18 protein-coding genes and 1 tRNA gene are annotated in these 18361 nt (G+C 34.6%); 11 read left to right on the top strand and 8 right to left on the bottom strand.

Annotation, left to right across the window (positions count from 1 at the left end; all coding sequences use genetic code 11):
* The first annotated feature begins 1 nt into the window (after nt 1).
* On the top strand, nt 2–751 hold the full coding sequence (locus VP395_RS07825; protein WP_346241248.1) for an SH3 domain-containing protein: 750 nt from the start codon (nt 2–4) through the stop codon (nt 749–751).
* A gap of 137 nt (nt 752–888) precedes the next feature.
* Nucleotides 889–1515 (top strand): carbonic anhydrase, encoded by a 627-nt coding sequence (locus VP395_RS07820; RefSeq protein WP_346241247.1) that lies wholly within the window; start codon nt 889–891, stop codon nt 1513–1515.
* 25 nt (nt 1516–1540) lie between these two features.
* Here VP395_RS07820 and VP395_RS07815 read toward each other — a convergent pair whose 3' ends face one another.
* Entirely contained in the window at nt 1541–2074 is a 534-nt protein-coding gene (locus VP395_RS07815; RefSeq protein WP_346241245.1) for a CvpA family protein, read from the bottom strand.
* Between the two features lie 105 nt (nt 2075–2179).
* On the opposite strand from VP395_RS07815, the gene VP395_RS07810 reads away from it, so the two are divergent.
* The 3 genes from VP395_RS07810 (at nt 2180) to VP395_RS07800 (ending at nt 4135) form a co-directional block, all read left to right on the top strand.
* Complete coding sequence (locus VP395_RS07810; RefSeq protein ID WP_346241243.1) at nt 2180–2536, top strand: hypothetical protein; 357 nt, start codon at nt 2180–2182, stop codon at nt 2534–2536.
* A 181-nt stretch (nt 2537–2717) separates the two neighbouring features.
* Nucleotides 2718–3737, top strand: a complete 1020-nt coding sequence (gene pheS / locus VP395_RS07805; protein WP_346241241.1) for a phenylalanine--tRNA ligase subunit alpha — start codon at nt 2718–2720, stop codon at nt 3735–3737.
* A gap of 2 nt (nt 3738–3739) precedes the next feature.
* A complete protein-coding gene (locus VP395_RS07800; protein ID WP_346241239.1) occupies nt 3740–4135 on the top strand; it encodes a hypothetical protein in 396 nt (131 codons plus the stop codon).
* Nucleotides 4136–4212: 77 nt separating this feature from the next.
* On the opposite strand, the gene VP395_RS07795 is transcribed toward VP395_RS07800, so the two are convergent.
* Nucleotides 4213–5214, bottom strand: a complete 1002-nt coding sequence (locus tag VP395_RS07795; protein WP_346241237.1) for an NAD(P)H-dependent glycerol-3-phosphate dehydrogenase — start codon at nt 5212–5214, stop codon at nt 4213–4215.
* Nucleotides 5215–5401: 187 nt separating this feature from the next.
* On the opposite strand from VP395_RS07795, the gene VP395_RS07790 reads away from it, so the two are divergent.
* Together VP395_RS07790 and VP395_RS07785 are read left to right on the top strand one after the other, a co-directional pair.
* A complete protein-coding gene (locus VP395_RS07790; protein WP_346241235.1) occupies nt 5402–6343 on the top strand; it encodes a nicotinic acid mononucleotide adenyltransferase in 942 nt (313 codons plus the stop codon).
* Nucleotides 6344–6556: 213 nt separating this feature from the next.
* Nucleotides 6557–8083 (top strand): polysaccharide lyase, encoded by a 1527-nt coding sequence (locus VP395_RS07785; RefSeq protein ID WP_346241234.1) that lies wholly within the window; start codon nt 6557–6559, stop codon nt 8081–8083.
* Between the two features lie 102 nt (nt 8084–8185).
* Here the strand turns inward: VP395_RS07785 and VP395_RS07780 are convergent, their stop codons facing one another.
* From VP395_RS07780 to VP395_RS07760, 5 genes are all read right to left on the bottom strand, one after another.
* Nucleotides 8186–8800, bottom strand: coding sequence for a hypothetical protein (locus VP395_RS07780; protein WP_346241232.1), 615 nt, complete (start codon nt 8798–8800; stop codon nt 8186–8188).
* A 105-nt stretch (nt 8801–8905) separates the two neighbouring features.
* Nucleotides 8906–9484: a nicotinate (nicotinamide) nucleotide adenylyltransferase gene (gene nadD, locus VP395_RS07775; RefSeq protein ID WP_346241230.1), complete on the bottom strand. Its 579-nt coding sequence runs from the start codon at nt 9482–9484 to the stop codon at nt 8906–8908.
* 159 nt (nt 9485–9643) lie between these two features.
* On the bottom strand, nt 9644–10231 hold the full coding sequence (gmk, locus tag VP395_RS07770; protein ID WP_379884246.1) for a guanylate kinase: 588 nt from the start codon (nt 10229–10231) through the stop codon (nt 9644–9646).
* 73 nt (nt 10232–10304) lie between these two features.
* A complete protein-coding gene (locus tag VP395_RS07765; RefSeq protein WP_346241229.1) occupies nt 10305–11162 on the bottom strand; it encodes a YicC/YloC family endoribonuclease in 858 nt (285 codons plus the stop codon).
* 151 nt (nt 11163–11313) lie between these two features.
* Nucleotides 11314–11393: transfer RNA gene (locus VP395_RS07760), tRNA-Leu, on the bottom strand.
* A gap of 147 nt (nt 11394–11540) precedes the next feature.
* Between VP395_RS07760 and VP395_RS07755 the strand changes: the two genes are divergently transcribed.
* From VP395_RS07755 to pth, 3 genes are all read left to right on the top strand, one after another.
* On the top strand, nt 11541–12482 hold the full coding sequence (locus tag VP395_RS07755) for a ribose-phosphate pyrophosphokinase (RefSeq protein ID WP_346241227.1): 942 nt from the start codon (nt 11541–11543) through the stop codon (nt 12480–12482).
* 56 nt (nt 12483–12538) lie between these two features.
* Nucleotides 12539–13171, top strand: a complete 633-nt coding sequence (locus VP395_RS07750; RefSeq protein WP_346241225.1) for a 50S ribosomal protein L25/general stress protein Ctc — start codon at nt 12539–12541, stop codon at nt 13169–13171.
* A 249-nt stretch (nt 13172–13420) separates the two neighbouring features.
* Nucleotides 13421–14047: an aminoacyl-tRNA hydrolase gene (gene pth, locus VP395_RS07745; RefSeq protein WP_346241224.1), complete on the top strand. Its 627-nt coding sequence runs from the start codon at nt 13421–13423 to the stop codon at nt 14045–14047.
* Nucleotides 14048–14161: 114 nt separating this feature from the next.
* Here the strand turns inward: pth and VP395_RS07740 are convergent, their stop codons facing one another.
* Entirely contained in the window at nt 14162–17227 is a 3066-nt protein-coding gene (locus VP395_RS07740) for a zinc-dependent metalloprotease (RefSeq protein ID WP_346241222.1), read from the bottom strand.
* A 190-nt stretch (nt 17228–17417) separates the two neighbouring features.
* Between VP395_RS07740 and VP395_RS07735 the strand changes: the two genes are divergently transcribed.
* Nucleotides 17418–18353: a bifunctional riboflavin kinase/FAD synthetase gene (locus VP395_RS07735; protein ID WP_346241220.1), complete on the top strand. Its 936-nt coding sequence runs from the start codon at nt 17418–17420 to the stop codon at nt 18351–18353.
* Nucleotides 18354–18361: the final 8 nt, after the last annotated feature.

The raw sequence follows: 18361 nt of genomic DNA, 5'->3' as shown, positions 1-18361 counted from the left end.
GATGAAAAAGCTATTTTACATACTATCGTTTTTGTTCAGCTTTGTTTTATTTGCCCAAAACGAAGTCATTTTCGAGCAGGCCAATGCCTTATATAACGCTGGAAAATATGGTGAAGCTATCGATAAGTATAAAACTATTTTAGATACTAAAAACCACTCGGCAGAACTGTATTTTAATTTAGGGAATGCCCATTATAAATTAAACAATATTGCACCAAGTATTTATTATTACGAAAAGGCGTTACAGTTAGCACCTAATGATGAAGAGATACAAAATAATTTAGCTTTTGCACAAAACATGACCATTGATGCCATTGATGTAGTTCCAGAAGCAGGGTTGTCTAAAATATTGAATAACGCCACTAACAGCATGACTTTTGATGGGTGGGCAAAAGTTTCTATAGGCTTTGTATTTTGTTTTGTAATTTTATTTTTGGTATACTATTTTTCCTTTTCATCATTAAGAAAACGCCTTGCTTTTTTAGGTAGTTTAACCTCTTTGGCTGTTATGTGTATTGCCTTATTGTTTGCTTTCCATAAATTTAATTTAGATAAAAAAGACAAGCCAGCAATTGTATTCGCAAAAGAAACTTTGGTAAAAAACGCACCGAATAACAGAAGCGACGAGTCGTTTAGGTTGCACGAAGGCACTAAAGTACAGGTATTAGATACCGTTTCTAATTGGAGAAAAATCAAACTTCAAGATGGTAAAACAGGATGGGTTTCTTCAGAAGATATTAAAGCACTTTAATTAAAAAAGTTCCAATTTTTGAATTACGAATCACAATTTTTTTTTAAAAACAATTAAACTGATGCTGTTTTTATTCGTTAATCGTAATTTAAAAACCGTAAATTCAAAATAGGCTACTATCAAAAAATTATTTTACTATGAACCTAGATAAAGTATTTCAGAATAATAAAAAATGGATTAAAGAGAAGTTAGATGCCGAAGCAAATTATTTTGAAAATTTAGGTGAAGGTCAGAGTCCCGAATTATTATTTATTGGGTGTTCAGACAGTCGTGTTACCGCCGAAGAATTAATGGGCTTGGGTCCTGGAGATGTTTTTGTGCATCGTAACATTGCCAACATGGTAATTAGTATCGATTTAAATGTAATGTCTGTAGTTAATTATGCGGTAGAACATTTAAAAGTAAATCATGTTGTGGTTTGTGGGCATTATGCTTGTGGTGGTGTAAAAGCGGCAATGCAGTCGGCTGATTTGGGCATCTTAAACCCATGGTTGCGTAACATTCGTGATGTGTACCGTATTCATAAATCCGAGTTGAACGCTATTAGCGACGAAGAAAAAAAATATGAACGCCTTGTTGAACTTAATGTACAAGAGCAATGCGTTAACCTTATTAAAACGGCAGCAGTTCAAAAAGCAGCCAGAGAGTGTGGATTAAAAGTACACGGTTGGGTGTTCAATATACATACAGGCGAACTGATAGACTTAAAAATAGATTTTGAAAATATTCTTGAAAGTATTCGAGAGATTTATCATTTAGATTAGATAAATTATTCATTACAAAAAATCTTTATGATTTATTTTTTATAACTCCATCTTCCACGTCATCGGCAATAGGTTTTCCATTCACAATTAAACTAGGGAAAATTAGAGGAATAATAGATTTTAACGGGCTATAAAGTGTCGAAGCTTCTTTGTCTTTTTCGGCAGTAAAAGGAATCGTTCTGTTCATTTTTTCAAAAATAATAAGAAGAGCACTTAAAATTACAGCAATTTTCAATCCGCCAAACAGCGCACCCAACCCTTTATTAACCAGTCCAAGTGCAGCAAAATCGGCAATTTTTGTTAAGGCTTTTCCAGCTAAGGCTATAGCTAAAATTATAAGAATCAATGTGCCAAAAAAAGCTACAATATTTATGGTGTTTTCGTTCCAATCAACTTTTTCTTTTAAAAATTCAGAAGCAAAATCACTAAAATGAAACGCACCATAAACACCAGCCACCAAAGCCACTAACGAGGCTATTTCAACAAAAAATCCACGCCAAAAACCCCTTGCCAATCCAAGAATTAAAAAGGCTAATAAAACAATATCTAAGGCATTCATAAAACGGTTTTTGTAAATATATAATTTTTTAAACAGAGAAGCTATATAGAGACATATAGGTTTACTAACTTTGCAGCTTCAAACATTAAACTTTCCACTCGACAAATGTCTAGAGACGAACAATTAAAAGAACGCTGGGAATTGGTAGTAAAAAAACTATCCAATCAATTTGCCGATGGCGATATGCTCGACCTCGATGCTATTATATATTTAATAGGTGTGCAAGAATTAGGTCAGTTAGACAGAGAATTTAAAAAAGACCATAAACTCGATTTAATGCATATTGCCATTTGCAAGTTGCTAACGCCGTATGGCTATTACCAACTCGATTTTGTCGATGCCGAAGGGTGGCCACATTACAAAACCCTAGAAGAATTACCACATTTAAAAGCGGGCGAGCAAAGTATTTTAATGAAAGAAGCTATTGTAAACTATTTTTTAGATACCGAGTATATAAATTAGTCTATGGGCGTTACTACTCCCAATAGCTATCGGGACGGGAGGTCGGGCTTGAAGTTTATTTTGATCGAAGTCGAAAAGGCTACAATCTTTTTTGTTTTAAATGGCAAAAAAGGATTTCTGCTACAATCGCTAACGCACTTATCACAAAAAGTAGTAAATTTGCCAACATTTTAGGGAAGTTATGATAGACAAGATAAAAGAACTTATTGCCGAAGCCGAAGCCTTTAAAGCACAAACCAAAGAAGAAGTAGAAGGTTTCAGAATAAAATACTTAGGAAAAAAGGGATTGCTAAACGATTTTTTTGCCGAGTTTAAAAACGTAGCCAATGACCAAAAAAAGGAATTTGGTCAAACCATAAATACCCTTAAAAAAGTAGCAGAAGAGAAAGTAAATGCCTTAAAAGAAGAGCTTGAAAGCAAAGAAGAAGTAAAAGGCATTTATGGCGATTTATCGCGCCCAGGAAGTCCTGTTCAAATAGGTGCCCGTCACCCAATTTCCATAGTAAAAAATCAAATAATCGATATATTTTCTAACATTGGTTTTAATGTAAGTGAAGGCCCTGAAATAGAGGATGATTGGCATAATTTTACAGCACTAAACTTGCCAGAATACCATCCAGCACGTGATATGCAGGATACGTTTTTTATTCAAACAAATCCAGATATTTTATTGCGTACCCACACCAGTTCGGTACAAGTGCGTTATATGGAAAATAACCAACCTCCTATTCGTACTATTTCACCGGGGAGAGTATATAGAAACGAAGCTATATCGGCACGTTCGCATTGTTTTTTCCATCAATTAGAAGGTTTGTATATTGATAAAGACGTTAGTTTTGCCGATTTAAAACAAACTCTTCAATATTTCACCACCCAAATGTTTGGAAAATCTAAGATACGTTTGCGTCCATCTTACTTTCCATTTACAGAGCCAAGTGCGGAGATTGATGTGTATTGGGGATTAGAAACAGAATCTGATTATCGCATTACCAAAGGTACCGGTTGGTTAGAAATAGGTGGTTGTGGAATGGTAGATCCTAATGTTTTAGAAAACTGTAAAATAGATTCCAAAGAATACTCTGGTTTTGCTTTTGGTGTGGGAATAGATCGTATAGCCATGTTGCTTCACCAAATAAATGATATTCGTTTGTTAAGCGAAAATGATGTTCGGTTTTTAGAACAGTTTAAGTCTGCACTATAGTATTGAAAAAAGATATCCATATCCCAAAAGTTGAAGGTGTTTACGTAGCGATTGTAAACGAGTATAACGCCATTTACAAAACCCAAGATTGGAACGCCTATATAATTAATGATAAAGACATTGATTTAGAAATGGTTCTTATTGTTACCACAGGTTATTCCGAAAAAAAAATAACGTCGACTTTTAGAAAGAAATTAGATACACTTCCTAAAAAAAGTTATGCCAAAATAGAGTTAATGCAAGAAGAGTTGTTTGCATTAAACAACACGTTTAAGGTGTCTTTTTTTGAAGGGAACGCTATGTTTGATAAAACCTATTTGTTTAGAAAAAACACTATTAATTTAAAGGCATTACAGGCTATTCCTTTAATGGATGCTAAAGGTGTTTTGGTAAAGTAAAGCCCTTCCGTCTTTCATTTTTATAAAAAATGAAATCCACCTTCCCTTAGCCAAGGCAAGGAATTAAAGTAGCATTATTAATCCAACTTCTCAGTTAACTTTTTAAAGGTTTTTTTAGGGTCTTTACCTTCGTAAAGTATTTCGTAAACCGCATTTATTATAGGTAATCGTGTTTTCTTTTTGTTTTTTTCGTTTAGTAATTGGGCACTTTTGGTGGCGTAATAGCCTTCGGCAACCATACTCATTTCCATTTGTGCAGATTTTACGGTGTAGCCTTTTCCAATCATGTTTCCAAACATGCGGTTTCTTGAAAATACCGAATAACCCGTTACTAATAAATCGCCCAGATATGCCGAATTATTAATGTTACGTTTCATTTTATGCATTTTCTTAATAAAACGTTTCATTTCCCGAATGGAGTTGCTCATAAGCACACTTTGAAAATTATCGCCATAACCCAATCCATGAGCAATACCCGCAGCAATAGCATAAATATTTTTAAGCATTACAGCGTATTCAACTCCAATAATGTCGTCGCTAATTTTAGTTTTTATATAATCGCTCGATAAACTATTGGCAATAGTTTGTGCTTTTTTAGCATCGGAACACGAAATGGTTAAGTACGATAAACGCTCTAAAGCAACCTCTTCGGCATGGCAAGGACCGGCAATAACCGCAATATTATTATATGGGACTTTATAAGCTTCATGAAAATGTTCGCCTAATAATAAACCAGATTCTGGTAAAATACCTTTAACTGCCGAAACAACTATTTTATTAGAGATATCAATATTTAATTTTTCTAGTTCGGCGTGAATAAATGCTGAAGGAATAGCAAATATTAAAACATCGGCATAATTGGCAATTTCATTAATATTGTTGCTTAGTTTTAGTTGGTCTATATGAAACTCAACCGAACTTAAATAATTGGGGTTGTGGTACTCTCTTAATAAATGTTCTTTGGTGTAAACACTACGCATATACCAGCCTACTTCATCTAAATTTTCACAAAGCATTTTCACAATAGCTGTTGCCCAACTTCCTGCACCAAAAACCGCGTATTTTAAAGGTTTGTTCATATATAGTTTCGTTGTTTATATTTCAAAAATACGTAAAATATTTTTCCATATTGGGAACAAAGCCCTATAAATAAATGCTAATAATGCCATACTGAATGTACGGCAACTGCAATTCAAAACTGTGGCTAATTTTTTTTGGCACGCGTTTTGAAAACCATAAAAGTATAAATACTAAAAACGATTGATTATGAAGACTATAAAATTACTTTTTACATTTGCTTTAACAGCCACTCTATTTACTTCTTGTTATACAGAAGTTATTGTAGATGATTACAACCCTACCCCACAAATATCTTTAAACCAATTATTGGGTTCGTACGAATTGTGGTATGTAGATATTAATGCCACTAAAGGTTATGGCGAAACACCTTTTTTGCAAAAAGCCTTTACCATGTCATTTAGAAATGGGGGTGTTTACGCTAATAATAATATAGTGGGTCTTGGTAATACAGGTAACGGGTTTGGGATAAAAGTTGGTACGTATGATGCGTATGATATGATTTTAGATGTGTTTCATGTTATAGATGGCTTTGAAACTTTTGATATTTATCAAATTGACAATAATACCATCGAGCTTTATAACCCCAATAACGATACGTCTTACTTTTTAGATGGTTACCAACGTAGCAATTTTGATTACGACTTTGTTTTCTATGATAATATTCATTATTTCTTGCAAGAATATAATGCTTGGGAAAAAGTATATACCAGTGATTACGGTGCTATAAACGAGTTTGATAACGAAATCTTTTTACAGTTTTTATCTGGCGGAAACGACTCAGAGTTTAGAAGCTCTCAAGATGCTAATGGTACCAGTTCAAATAACCTGTATTGGGATTATACTGGTGTGTATGGTGTTGGAAATGTAACTGGTAATAACAAGCTAAAAACTTTAACATTAGATTATGATTATTTCGACAATGAATATTTCGAATTGAGCGTTATAAATGATAGTAAGATAGAATTGTATCACCCTGCATCGGGAACCGCTTATGAGTTTGTGGGAAGAGGCTACATTCAATTTATGAAAACCACAAATACAAAAGGAAAAACCACAACTACGGAAAAATTGCGTAAGTACAGAAAAGATAAAGTAGAAAACCCAAGAGAAAACACCAGGGTTTTATAAAAGTTTGGTTGGTTATTTAGTTTAGAAACCGTTTAAAGATTTATTCTTTGAGCGGTTTCTTTTATTAGTAATTGTTTGTTAACCTGTTTAAAAGTTTAATATAATTGGTCGCCGTTCAAAAAAAGCAATTTGTTATTGATATAATAACCATATTAGCAGTATCCTTTTAAGGTTATCTTGAAAACTATTGAAATAATAAATTAAAAAAGTATAATGAAAATCAATAAAATAATTAGTACAAGTTTACTTATTTTCGCCCTTCTTTGCACAGTATTGAGCTCCAATGCACAAAACGCGAGTGTTTCTAAAGAACAACCTGAACTAGGTCAGATTCCCCCACATCCACCAAGATTACCAGAAGGTGTAATCCCTGCATTTCCTGGTGCATGGGGCGGAGGCATGTTTACAACAGGTGGGCGAGGTGGAAAAGTTATGGCAGTAACAAATCTTAACGATAGTGGTGAGGGCAGCTTACGTGTGGCACTTGAAGCAAAAGGCTCTCGTATTGTTGTATTCCGCGTAGCGGGGACAATTAAAACAGAAAGTGACCTCAATATCAATCATCCAGACATAACCATTGCTGGTCAGTCGGCACCAGGTGATGGTATTTGTATAGCAGGAACCTTAAATATTAATACATACAATGTTATTGTGCGCCATATTCGTGTGCGTCGGGGTGTTCCTATAGGCGGACAAGGGGACGATAATATTGGTGGAAATCCAGATCATCACATCATCATCGACCATTGTTCTACAAGTTGGGGAATGGACGAAAACATTTCGCTATACCGCCACATGAGACCTTCACTTGACGGCAGTACTGAAATTAAAGACCCTGCACAGAATATTACCATTCAATGGACCATTTCTAGTGAAGCACTCGATGCTAAAGGTCATGCTTTTGGTGGTACTTGGGGGGGCAATCCTTCTACATTTCATCATAACCTTTTTGCCTGCAATACGGCTAGAAACCCGTCTATAGGTATGTCTGGCGACTTTGATTTTCGTAATAATGTCATCTACAACTGGCGCCATCGTACGATGGATGGTGGCGACGAAAGTTCTCAAATAAACGTCATCAACAATTACTATAAACCTGGTCCAGCAACCAATGAAAACATGCGTGCTGTTTTTGCACGGATAGAGCAACGTAGCATGTATTCACCGGGAAGTGCGTGGGCTGAAGGAGATTGGTACCCAAAGGCTAAAAGTAGACCGGGCAAATGGTATGTTGCAGGAAATATTATGGATGGAAATGAAGAACTTATTAATAACAATTGGGCTGGTATGCGAGGTCCAGAGGAAATTGCACGCGTGAATACGCCGTTTGTAGGCTGGCCAGTTTCACCACATGACACCGCTGAGGTTGCTTTTGAATCTGTACTGGCAAAAGCAGGTGCTACATTACCAAAGCGAGATGCTGTAGATAAGCGAGTTGCCAACATGGTTCGTACAGGAAAACCTATCACCGGGACGGGTATTATTAAAGATATTTCGGAAGTTGGAGGTTATCCTATATTGACTTATGTCCCTTCTTCTGTACCTGTTGATACAGACGGCGATGGAATGCCAGATGAATGGGAAATGAAGAACAAGTTTAATCCTAAAAATGCATCAGATGGTGCTCTTGATACTGATGGCGATGGCTATACAAATATTGAAGAATACCTGAATGGTACAAACCCGAACGAAAAAATAAATTACCGCAACCTTGGTAATAATATAGATACTATAAGTTAATTAAAGTTAGTTTTATTTAGTTTAAAACCGCTTGAAGATTTATGCTTTGGGCGGTTTTTTTTTTAAAGTATTCCTTTAATTCGTGGATATGGAAAATTGCTATTATGCTATTTGTTCAATTCTAGCTCCTTCGCATAGTGGATAAGAATCTACAAATTCCTGAATTGATTTTTTCATTTCGGTAAAAGATTCAGAATAATAATAAAGAGCAGTTTCATTTCCTCCTTCCCAGTATTTTGTAATTTCAGAATTGTCATTTGTCAATCTTTTTATTTCTGAAATCACAAAATTAATATCAGAATTTTTATATACTTCAGGGTCTAAATTTACACCATCAATATAAATTCCCAATCCTTCTTTTTGTCCGAATTCTATTTTTTGATTCGTCTTTTCTATTGTCAATTTTGAACCTTTTGGTGCTCCAAGTTCCTCCAGTTTTTTAATTATTAACTGAATATCATTTTCATTAATTTCGTTTGAATTTAGTTTAATTTCTAAATCGCAATATTCCAATTCTCCAGTTTTCAATTGCATGGTTCCGCCGCCGGTTACTTCTCCAATTCCATTTGACTGAAGAAATTCTTCTAACGGGTCTTCATAAATTTCCCCTCTGTCTAGTGGCATTATTTTATCATTCAAAGTTGCCACGATAAAATTACCAGAGTATTCTTCTTCCTCGGTTTTCTTTATTCCGAAAATTTTTTTAATGAAGTTCATATATTTATTTAAGCTTATTTAAAAGCAAATATAAAGTTCAATTCCAATAAACTTTATCTGCTCCAAACGAATTTAGATAATTTTTCCGACAAAACAAAGTGACGTTTACTTGTAAAAATTCATCTCATCCATATACTCCCAAACGTGTTCTGGCAGCATGGGTTTAACATTTTTTCCTTTTTTTATGGCGTTGCGAATATGGGTTGAAGAGAGTTCCATAATAGGCGCATTAATATGATGAATTTTTTTATGCCCATCAAATTGGGTTTCAATTTTTTCTTTTGAAACTCTGGGGTACACATAAATATAGTGGTTTTCTAAAATAACCTCGTAGTTTTTCCACTTGTGGAAACTCTTTAAATTGTCTTCACCCATAATTAAGGAAAACTCGTAATCAGGGTATTTTTCTTGTAAATAAACAAGGGTATTTATGGTGTAATTGGGTTGCGGTAAGCTAAACTCTATATCGCAGGGTTTTAGTTTAGTGTAGTCTTTAGTGGCACGGTACACCATTTCCAAACGTTGGAAATTATCCAGCAAACTGCTTTTCTTTTTAAACGGGTTATGTGGTGTTACTACAAACCAAACTTCATTTAAATTACTGTATTCGGCAAAGTGGTTTGCAATAACCAAATGCCCAATGTGTATGGGGTTGAAAGAGCCAAAATACAATCCGATTTTCATGAAAAATGATTATAATTTAAAATAAGTTCAACTAACTATTGTCAGGTCGAGCGCAGTCGAGACCTTTGTAATTTTAGATATTTATAGACCTTTTGACTCCGATCGAGGGGATATGGTCCTTTCGTTTAATATTTAAATAAATATTGTTTTTAAAATACTTTATTTTACAAAATTGCTTACCAATTTTTCGGCCTCAACCAGTGCTTTTTTCAAATCGTCGTTCACCACAATAACATCAAAAAGTGGTGCGGTTGCTAACTCAGCCGATGCTTTGGCAACACGCATATTTATTTTGTCTTCAGTTTCAGTTTTACGATTTTTAAGTCTGATTTTCAACTCGTCAATACTTGGTGGTTTTACAAAAATAGCCAGTGTTTCTTCAGGGAATTTACGTTTAATACGCAGTCCGCCCGATACATCAATATCAAATATAACGTTTTTGCCCATGGCCCAAATGCGTTCCACCTCGGTTTTCAACGTACCATAAAAGTTATCCCTATATACTTCTTCCCATTCTAAAAAAGCATCGTTTTTAATGTTATTTTTAAACGCTTCCAACGATAAAAAGTAGTAGTCTTTGCCATCTACTTCGGTACCGCGTTTTTCTCTGGAAGTTGCCGAAATGGAGAACTCTAAGTTTAAATTTTTTAAACCTAATAAATGCCTAACAATAGTTGTTTTTCCCGACCCTGATGGAGCCGAAAACACAATAAGCTTTCCTTTTTTTGAGGTATTTTCTTTTATCACGAATATTTGTTTTTTGTTATATGCTTTAGGCTGTAAGCTCTAAACTAAGTACATACCTATAGCATAAAGCTTTTTAAAGCACATTCAATAATTGTTCCTTAATTTTTTCCAGTTCATCTTTCATTTGCACCACCAATTGTTGCATAGGCGCATAATTACTTTTAGAACCAATGGTGTTTATTTCGCGTCCCATTTCCTGACTTATAAATCCAAGTTTTTTTCCGTTGGAATCTTTGGAATTTATACATTCAATAAAATAATTCAAATGGTTTTTTAAACGTACTTTTTCTTCGGTAATGTCAAATTTTTCAATGTAATACACCAATTCCTGTTCAAAACGGTTTTCGTCGTATTTATCTTTAAGTTCTTCAACACCTTTCAGCAATCGTTCGCGCACACCAACAATACGGTCGGGGTCCATGGCAATAACTTGGTCTAACAAATCATCAATAATAGTCACGCGTTTATTAAAATCCTGCTCTAAAACTTTGCCTTCATCCAACCTGTGGTTGTTTAAATCGTCTATGGCTTTGTTAATTTCAACAGCTATAATTTGCCACTCGTTTTCGTCAATTTCTTCACGCACCGTGTTTAAAGCATCTGGAAAACGTACCGCCATTTTAAGCAATTCAATATCATTTCCACTAACTACTTGTCGTAATTGCTCGATATATTGTTTAACAACAGGCGTGTTAATTTGTGTTGAGGTGTCTTCTGCAGTCGCTTCCACATAAATAGAAAAATCTATTTTACCACGTTCTAAATTATCGGCAAGCAATTTTCTAATAGCAAGCTCCTTTTCTCTATAAATGGAAGGCATTCGAGCATTTAAATCTAAGCTTTTACTATTAAGTGATTTCAGCTCTATCGTCACTTTTTTGGTGGGCAATTGCAAAACAGATTTTCCGTAACCTGTCATCGAATATATCATAACGTGTGTATTAAGTTATGCAAATGTAATTAAAACCTAAGGGATAGAAAACACTTAGCAGGGCGTTAAACAGAATTAGTTAGTTCGAAGTATATATTATAGAAAACAAAAAAAACTGCAATTGCCTTATAATAAGTAAATTGCAGTTTTGTACTCAAGGCGGGAATCGAACCCGCACTCCGAAGAACCGGATTTTGAATCCGGCGCGTCTACCAATTCCGCCACTTGAGCATAAATAGGACCGCAAAAATATATATTTTTTCTATAATATTCATAAAAATACTAGTGAATATACTTTTTAGGTTAAAATAAATGTATAAATTTGCACCTCGATTAAAATAAGGTGTGCTTTTACACTATAAAACAATAAGTTAACCTATGCCAATTGTTATAACAGAAGCTAAAATTTTTGCATGTACTCAAAGTAAAGTATTGGGTGAAAAAATAGCAAAGTCTTTCGGGACTGAATTAGGCAATGTTATTACTTCGACTTATAGTGATGGTGAATTTCAACCTTCTTACGAAGAATCAATCAGAGGGACACGAATTTTTATAATAGGTTCTACCAATCCAGGGCCAGAGAATTTAATGGAAATGTTGTTAATGATTGATGCTGGAAAACGTGCTTCGGCAAGACACATTACAGCGGTATTACCTTATTTTGGATGGGCAAGGCAAGACAGAAAAGATAAACCTAGAGTGCCTATTGCCGCTAAATTAGTGGCAAAAATGTTGGAAGCAGCAGGAGCAACTCGAATTATTACAATGGATTTGCATGCAGACCAAATACAAGGTTTTTTCGAAAAACCAGTAGATCATTTATTTGCATCGACCATTTTTCTACCTTATTTGCAAAGTTTGAATTTAGATAATTTAACCATCGCTTCGCCAGATATGGGTGGTTCTAAAAGAGCCTACGCATATTCAAAAGCACTAGAAAGCGATGTGGTAATATGTTACAAGCAACGCGCTAAAGCCAATACCATTTCGCATATGGAGTTAATTGGAGATGTTACAGGTAAAAATGTAGTATTGGTTGATGATATGGTTGATACCGCAGGTACTTTAACAAAAGCAGCCGATTTAATGATGGAACGAGGTGCATTAAGTGTAAGAGCTATTTGTACACATCCTATTTTATCTGGAAAAGCATACGAAAATTTAAACAATTCTAAATTAGAAGAACTTATAGTAACCGATTCCATACCTATTAAACCTTTAAGTAATAAAATTAAAGTGCTAAGTTGTGCAGATTTATTTGCCGAGGTTATGGAAAAAGTGCACAACAATAAATCTATCAGTTCAAAATTTGTCATGTAAGCTTAAAAAGCTCACAAAAAAAAAAGAATAATTATTAATAACTATATATTTTAAAAATGAAATCAATTACAATCAACGGATCTCAAAGAGAAAGCGTGGGCAAAAAAGCAACAAAAGCCTTACGTAATGCTGGTCAGGTTCCTTGCGTATTATACGGAGGAGATAAGCCAGTTCATTTCAATGCAGAAGAATTAGCGTTCTCATCACTTGTATACACCCCCAATGCGCATACAGTTGTGATTGCTCTAGAAAATGGCGACAAATACAACGCTGTTTTACAAGACATTCAATTTCACCCAGTAACAGATAAAATTTTACACATAGATTTTTATCAGTTATTCGAAGACAAAGAAATTACTATGGAAATTCCAATCAGTTTTATTGGAAACTCGCGTGGTGTTAAGAATGGTGGTGTATTGCGTAAAAACCGTCGTAGCTTACGTGTTAAAGCATTACCAGCTAATTTGCCAGATTTTATTACAGCAGATATTACACCACTTAAAATTGGTAACAAGCTTTATATTACTACATTACAGAATGATGCATATAAGTTTATGCACCCAGACAATACAGTAGTTTGTCTTGTAAGACGTTCAAGAGCATCAGTAGACGCATTCGATGAAGAAGAGGAAGAAGCAGCAGCAGAGGCAGCAGAAGAAGCAGCAATTGAAGCAGCAGCTCAAGAATAGACAATATTCTAATTAGATACTAAAAGCATCCTGTATTATTCGGGATGCTTTTTTTTACAATTAAAATTTGGGCATTACCCCAAGGGGTCGGGCTATCCACTACATGTCCTCGCTCCCCGGAAAAGTCGGGGTCGCTGTGGGCTTTTCACTTCTATCCCTAACGCACCTATCCGCAAAGATTTCACCCAGTCATAAGTTTTAGTAAACAAAAATGTATTTTTGCTAAAATTTTAAAAATTAAAGAAAACTATGTGGCAATTTTTATTAAACGTATTTAAAAAGAAAAGCCACCAAGTTCAACAAGATTCCATGAAAAAGTATTTAATAGTAGGTTTAGGAAATATAGGCGAAAAGTATGCTAATACCCGTCATAATATAGGATTCAAAATTTTAGATCATTTTGCTTCACAAGAAAACCTAACATTTCAAACCCAAAAACTAGGAGATGTTGCCACCTATAAGCTAAAAGGAAGAACCTTTATCTTTTTAAAACCAAGTACCTATATGAATTTAAGCGGAAAGGCAGTACAATATTGGTTAGCAAAAGAAAATATACAGTTAGAAAATTTATTGATAGTAACCGATGATTTAAATCTATCATTTGGAAGCATCCGCGTAAAAACAAAAGGAAGTGATGGTGGTCACAATGGCTTAAAAGATATTCAAGATAAGCTAAACACTGTGGGGTATAATAGATTTAGGTTTGGCATTAGCGATGCATTCAATAAAGGGCAACAAGTAGATTATGTATTGGGTGAATGGACCGATGAAGAAAATGAAAAACTTAAAGAACGTTTAGATAAATCTATCGAACTTATAAAATCGTTTGGATTAGCAGGCATCAATATTACCATGAACACTTTTAATGGGAAGTAAATTTTCAGGTTGTCCAGATAACTATCGGGAGCAGTCGAAGCCTAATTAATAGTAACCTTATTTATAGTTCTCGACTGCGCTTGAACGGACACCATTTTTTTAGTTAACTTCTATTTATTCAATAACAATCTTTTTAGTAGATTTCCTCAGACCATCACTTACAATTAATATATACATTCCTGATTGTACATTGCTTAATTGCAATTCCTGTTTAAAATCGCCAACATTGGGGAATACATTTTTATAAATATTTCTTCCTCTAATATCAAAAACAGCCACATTAATCGCGCGTTCTAATGAACCATTTAATTGAATAACAAACCTACCGTTATTTGGGTTTGGAAACACCTTAAAATTATCGAAACCAAACTCTTCAATAGCTAACGTAGGCATAATATTTAAAGTATAATCTTCAACCTCACCATCAAATCCGTTTTCGCAAGAATTAGGCAGGCCATCATCATTAAATTTTGTACTTACTCTCATAATGGTATTTCCTAAATTGGCCCCTACAGGAATAGTAATTGAAAGCGGCGAGTTGCTAGTAGAACCATTAGTTGCATTTGTAACGGTGCCTAAATTATACTCTTCGCCGGCATCATTAAAACTACAATTCTGGTTCCAATCTATCCACACCTTGGTACTTGTATCAAAATCACCGTCGGTATTGGCTTTAATGGTTAAATTATAAGCGTTACTTCGGTTAACATTTGTAGAGATGTTTGTGTAATTATTATAGCCAGAAGGTTTTCCAGATGAGTTATTAATAGTATTAAATTGTACCAATGTGGTACTAGTTTCGTATTCGGTACTAGCAATTGAATTACAGAGGCCATTAAAAAAAGGAAGGTTTATGTCCTTGTTTTTTGTAGTAGAAAGTGATGTTCCGACAATGGTAGGCGTATAGTATCCTTCGGTAGATAAATTATTTATGGTCATTGTAACTGTTCCAGAATTAGCTAACTGAGTTGGTGAAAAAACAGCAGAAGCACCAGAAGGAAGATTAGTGGCACTAAACACTGTGTTTTCCGAAAAACCATTTGCAGCAACATAATTAAAATGAAATGTAGCAGTTGTTGCAGCACACGCAATGGGGTCTAAAGTTTCTTCAACCATAAAAAAATCTGGGTTTGGAGAAATTGAAAAATCAAAATTAGAAACATCGTAAAAAATATTATCGGCAGCTTCAACTAATAATCTAGCTGTACTTGTATTTGGTATTGTTGGTACTGTATAAGTATATGTCCCATCATTAAGGGTGTTTGATGCGATGATAGTTGGAAATGTTAAACCACCATCGATGGAAAGTTTAATATTTACATTTTGGCAGTTAATTGTCCCATTTGTGGTTTGACCAATTACCCAGTTAATAGTAACATTACTTCCTTGAGCCCAAGACACAGGGTTAGAAACTGTAAATGGCGTCACATTTTCAACCGTAATTTTCATGGTATCAAAACTACTTTGTCCACCGCTGGCACTAGCCGTAGCTCTATCCCTAACGGTTAATGCCCAATTTAAGTTTCTTCCAACTGTTGAGACTGTTTCCCAATCACTTCCTAACGTTGGGTTGGATTGAGTAGTGTTTCCTGCTAATACGCTACTTAATTTTGGTATGTATCTGTTAGAAACACTTGAAGGTGGTAATGAGCGATTAGTTGAACCGGAAGCTAACTCAGGACCAAAATTCAAATAATTAACATTGCCACTATCTATTTGTTCCCAACAGTAAGTTAGGTTGTCTCCACCATCGGCATCAGTAGCAGCGCCTTTTAAAACATAGGCTGTTCCTGCAGGGATGCTAAAATCTGCACCTGCATTGGCAATGGGTGGGTTATTGGTAATTACTTCTGTAGTTTGGCAACTTTTAGCTGATAAAGTATTTAGTATTTGTTTAATGCTTTGATAATGAAAATAAGGGTCGCTATTTAAAGTAACATTATTAGAGCCCGTAATACCTGCATAAGCCATAATGGTTGTGCCGCTACCTGGTTCTGAGTTTACACCAGAGCCTTCATTTTCATAAGCAAACGTATGACTGGCTCCCATTTGATGTCCTATTTCATGTGCAACAAAATCAATATCAAACGTATCTCCATTAGGAACACCGTTTGACGGTGACGTAAACCCACTTCCTTTTTTATGGTCTGTACTACTTGGTGTATCGTTGTCGCACACACACCCAATACAACCTGCAATGCCACCGCCTCCAGTAGCACCAAACAAGTGCCCAATATCGTAAGCGCCATTTCCAATAGTATTGGTTAAATTGTTTTGAAGCTGCAGGCTCCAGCCGTTTGTGTTGTCAAAATTATCTTCGTCAGCACCTACATTGGCATCAGAATAGGGGTCAGTTCCAGCATCGGTATAAATTAATTGGGGAGCATTAATAAGTTCAAAAGTAACCGCCATATCGGTTTCAAATACTTCATTTACTCTATTCAAAGTGTTGTTTATGGCTGCTAGGGCATCGGCAACAGCATCACCATTTCCAGGAATACCATCATCATGGTATGCGGTATATTCAGCGGTTGTAGAAATGGCTATTCTAAATTTTTGTAGTGTTTGGTTATTGGCACCTCCCTCATTCACCATGATTTTTGAAGTGATACTATTCTTGTTGAATGTTTTATTTATGTCATCAATGGTTTTACATTCAAATCGGCTATTTGAATTGTCTTTTGAGCTTTTACTATATAATACATATTCGTTAGACCCTTTTGAAGTTGATTGCATAAAAACTGTAGATTTGTCAACATAAGAAATCATAGTTTGAACGCCTTGAGGCGAAACACTCATACGTAATCGAGTTCCAAAATTATTGGTGCTTACGCCCACATACGATTTTATATTGGGATATTTTGCTGCTAAATCTGGGGCAAAAACAGAAGCTTCGTAAATTTTAAAAGTTTCTAATTTGCCTGCTTCAGCAGGAATAGAAATTATAGTTGCCTTTTGCTTTGTTATAGAGCTTCGTGCAATAGTGCCCAAAAGCGATTCTTTTAACGAAACGATATTAAGTTCAAATACATGAATCTTATTTTTATCTAAATTTAAATTTGAAATTATTTTAGAATCTTTAATGGTCTCCATTTTTTTCCAAGAAGAATTTTGAGAAGACACCGAAAAGATAGCTAAAAACATTGCTATTGAAAAAACATAATGTAGTTTTGCTTTCATAAGTAGATATTATTGTTTTTCATCCCGATAGCTATAGGGAGTCATATGCTGTCGCCTTTTATTTAATAGTGTTTTTTTCAAAAAACGTTTTGTTAATGGCGATTTCATAAAAAATATTTGGGGCTGTTTTTATTAAACACAATAAACAAATCTACTTTTTTTTAATCAAATTAGCAATTAACTGCTTGTTATGAGCAAAATAAAAAATATCAACGCATATAAATCTATTGAGCCAACCATAGTTACTATAGGTACTTTTGATGGGGTTCATGTTGGGCATCAAAAAATAGTTAAGCGTTTAATTAATATTGGAAAGCAAACCAATTTAAAGTCTGTAATTCTTACTTTTTTTCCGCACCCACGTATGGTGTTGCAAAAAGATTCTGGTATTAAGTTAATAAACACGATTAAAGAGCGCGGTGCTATTTTAGACGCCTTAGGTCTAGATTACTTACTTATTAAAAAATTTACCAAAGTATTTTCTAGACTTTCGGCGGAAGATTTTGTAAAGAAAGTTTTGGTAGATAAATTAAATGCTAAAAAAATAATTATTGGTTATGACCATAGATTTGGAAGAAACCGAAACGCCGATATTAACGATTTAAAAAAATTTGGTGCTATTTATGGTTTTGAAGTAGAAGAAATTTCAGCACAAGACATTAACGATGTATCGGTAAGTTCTACAAAAATTAGAAAAGCTTTGGAAGAAGGCGATATTGATAAAGCCAATGCTTTTTTGGGCTACCCTTTTATGTTAACGGGTAAAGTGGTTGAAGGCAAAGCTTTAGGTAGGCAGATAGATTTCCCAACAGCAAATATTGAAGTTGCTGAAGATTATAAATTAATTCCGAAGCATGGTGCTTACGTAGTGAGTTCAATTATCAATAAGAAAGTTGTTTACGGCATGATGAATATAGGCTTTAACCCAACTGTTGAAGGGCAGGAAGAGACCATAGAAGTTCATTTTTTCAACTTCAATAAAAACATTTATAATAAAACCATCCAAATAGATTTATTGCATCGTCTTCGCAACGAGCAAAAATTTGAATCGGTCGAGGCTTTAAAAGACCAATTATTAAAAGACAAAGAGGCGTCACTTAGCTATATAAAAACGCATTTTAATTAGGTTTTTCA

Origin of the sequence: Mariniflexile soesokkakense (genome assembly GCF_039650365.1) — a bacterium.
In the GTDB taxonomy this organism is placed as follows: domain Bacteria; phylum Bacteroidota; class Bacteroidia; order Flavobacteriales; family Flavobacteriaceae; genus Mariniflexile; species Mariniflexile soesokkakense.
The sequence above is the reverse complement of the archived record's forward strand: the minus strand, read 5'-3'. Positions and strand labels throughout refer to the sequence as shown.

Bases quoted from the DNA above. Each gene is read 5' to 3' on its own strand.
- pheS (WP_346241241.1), top strand. From the start codon at position 2,718: ATGATAGACAAGATAAAAGAACTTATTGCCGAAGCCGAAGCCTTTAAA.
- VP395_RS07785 (WP_346241234.1), top strand. From the start codon at position 6,557: ATGAAAATCAATAAAATAATTAGTACAAGTTTACTTATTTTCGCCCTT.
- VP395_RS07795 (WP_346241237.1), bottom strand. From the start codon at position 5,214: ATGAACAAACCTTTAAAATACGCGGTTTTTGGTGCAGGAAGTTGGGCA.
- VP395_RS07825 (WP_346241248.1), top strand. From the start codon at position 2: ATGAAAAAGCTATTTTACATACTATCGTTTTTGTTCAGCTTTGTTTTA.
- nadD (WP_346241230.1), bottom strand. From the start codon at position 9,484: ATGAAAATCGGATTGTATTTTGGCTCTTTCAACCCCATACACATTGGG.
- VP395_RS07765 (WP_346241229.1), bottom strand. From the start codon at position 11,162: ATGATATATTCGATGACAGGTTACGGAAAATCTGTTTTGCAATTGCCC.
- VP395_RS07750 (WP_346241225.1), top strand. From the start codon at position 12,539: ATGAAATCAATTACAATCAACGGATCTCAAAGAGAAAGCGTGGGCAAA.
- VP395_RS07780 (WP_346241232.1), bottom strand. From the start codon at position 8,800: ATGAACTTCATTAAAAAAATTTTCGGAATAAAGAAAACCGAGGAAGAA.
- VP395_RS07790 (WP_346241235.1), top strand. From the start codon at position 5,402: ATGAAGACTATAAAATTACTTTTTACATTTGCTTTAACAGCCACTCTA.
- VP395_RS07740 (WP_346241222.1), bottom strand. From the start codon at position 17,227: ATGAAAGCAAAACTACATTATGTTTTTTCAATAGCAATGTTTTTAGCT.
- VP395_RS07815 (WP_346241245.1), bottom strand. From the start codon at position 2,074: ATGAATGCCTTAGATATTGTTTTATTAGCCTTTTTAATTCTTGGATTG.
- pth (WP_346241224.1), top strand. From the start codon at position 13,421: ATGTGGCAATTTTTATTAAACGTATTTAAAAAGAAAAGCCACCAAGTT.
- VP395_RS07755 (WP_346241227.1), top strand. From the start codon at position 11,541: ATGCCAATTGTTATAACAGAAGCTAAAATTTTTGCATGTACTCAAAGT.
- VP395_RS07810 (WP_346241243.1), top strand. From the start codon at position 2,180: ATGTCTAGAGACGAACAATTAAAAGAACGCTGGGAATTGGTAGTAAAA.
- VP395_RS07820 (WP_346241247.1), top strand. From the start codon at position 889: ATGAACCTAGATAAAGTATTTCAGAATAATAAAAAATGGATTAAAGAG.
- VP395_RS07735 (WP_346241220.1), top strand. From the start codon at position 17,418: ATGAGCAAAATAAAAAATATCAACGCATATAAATCTATTGAGCCAACC.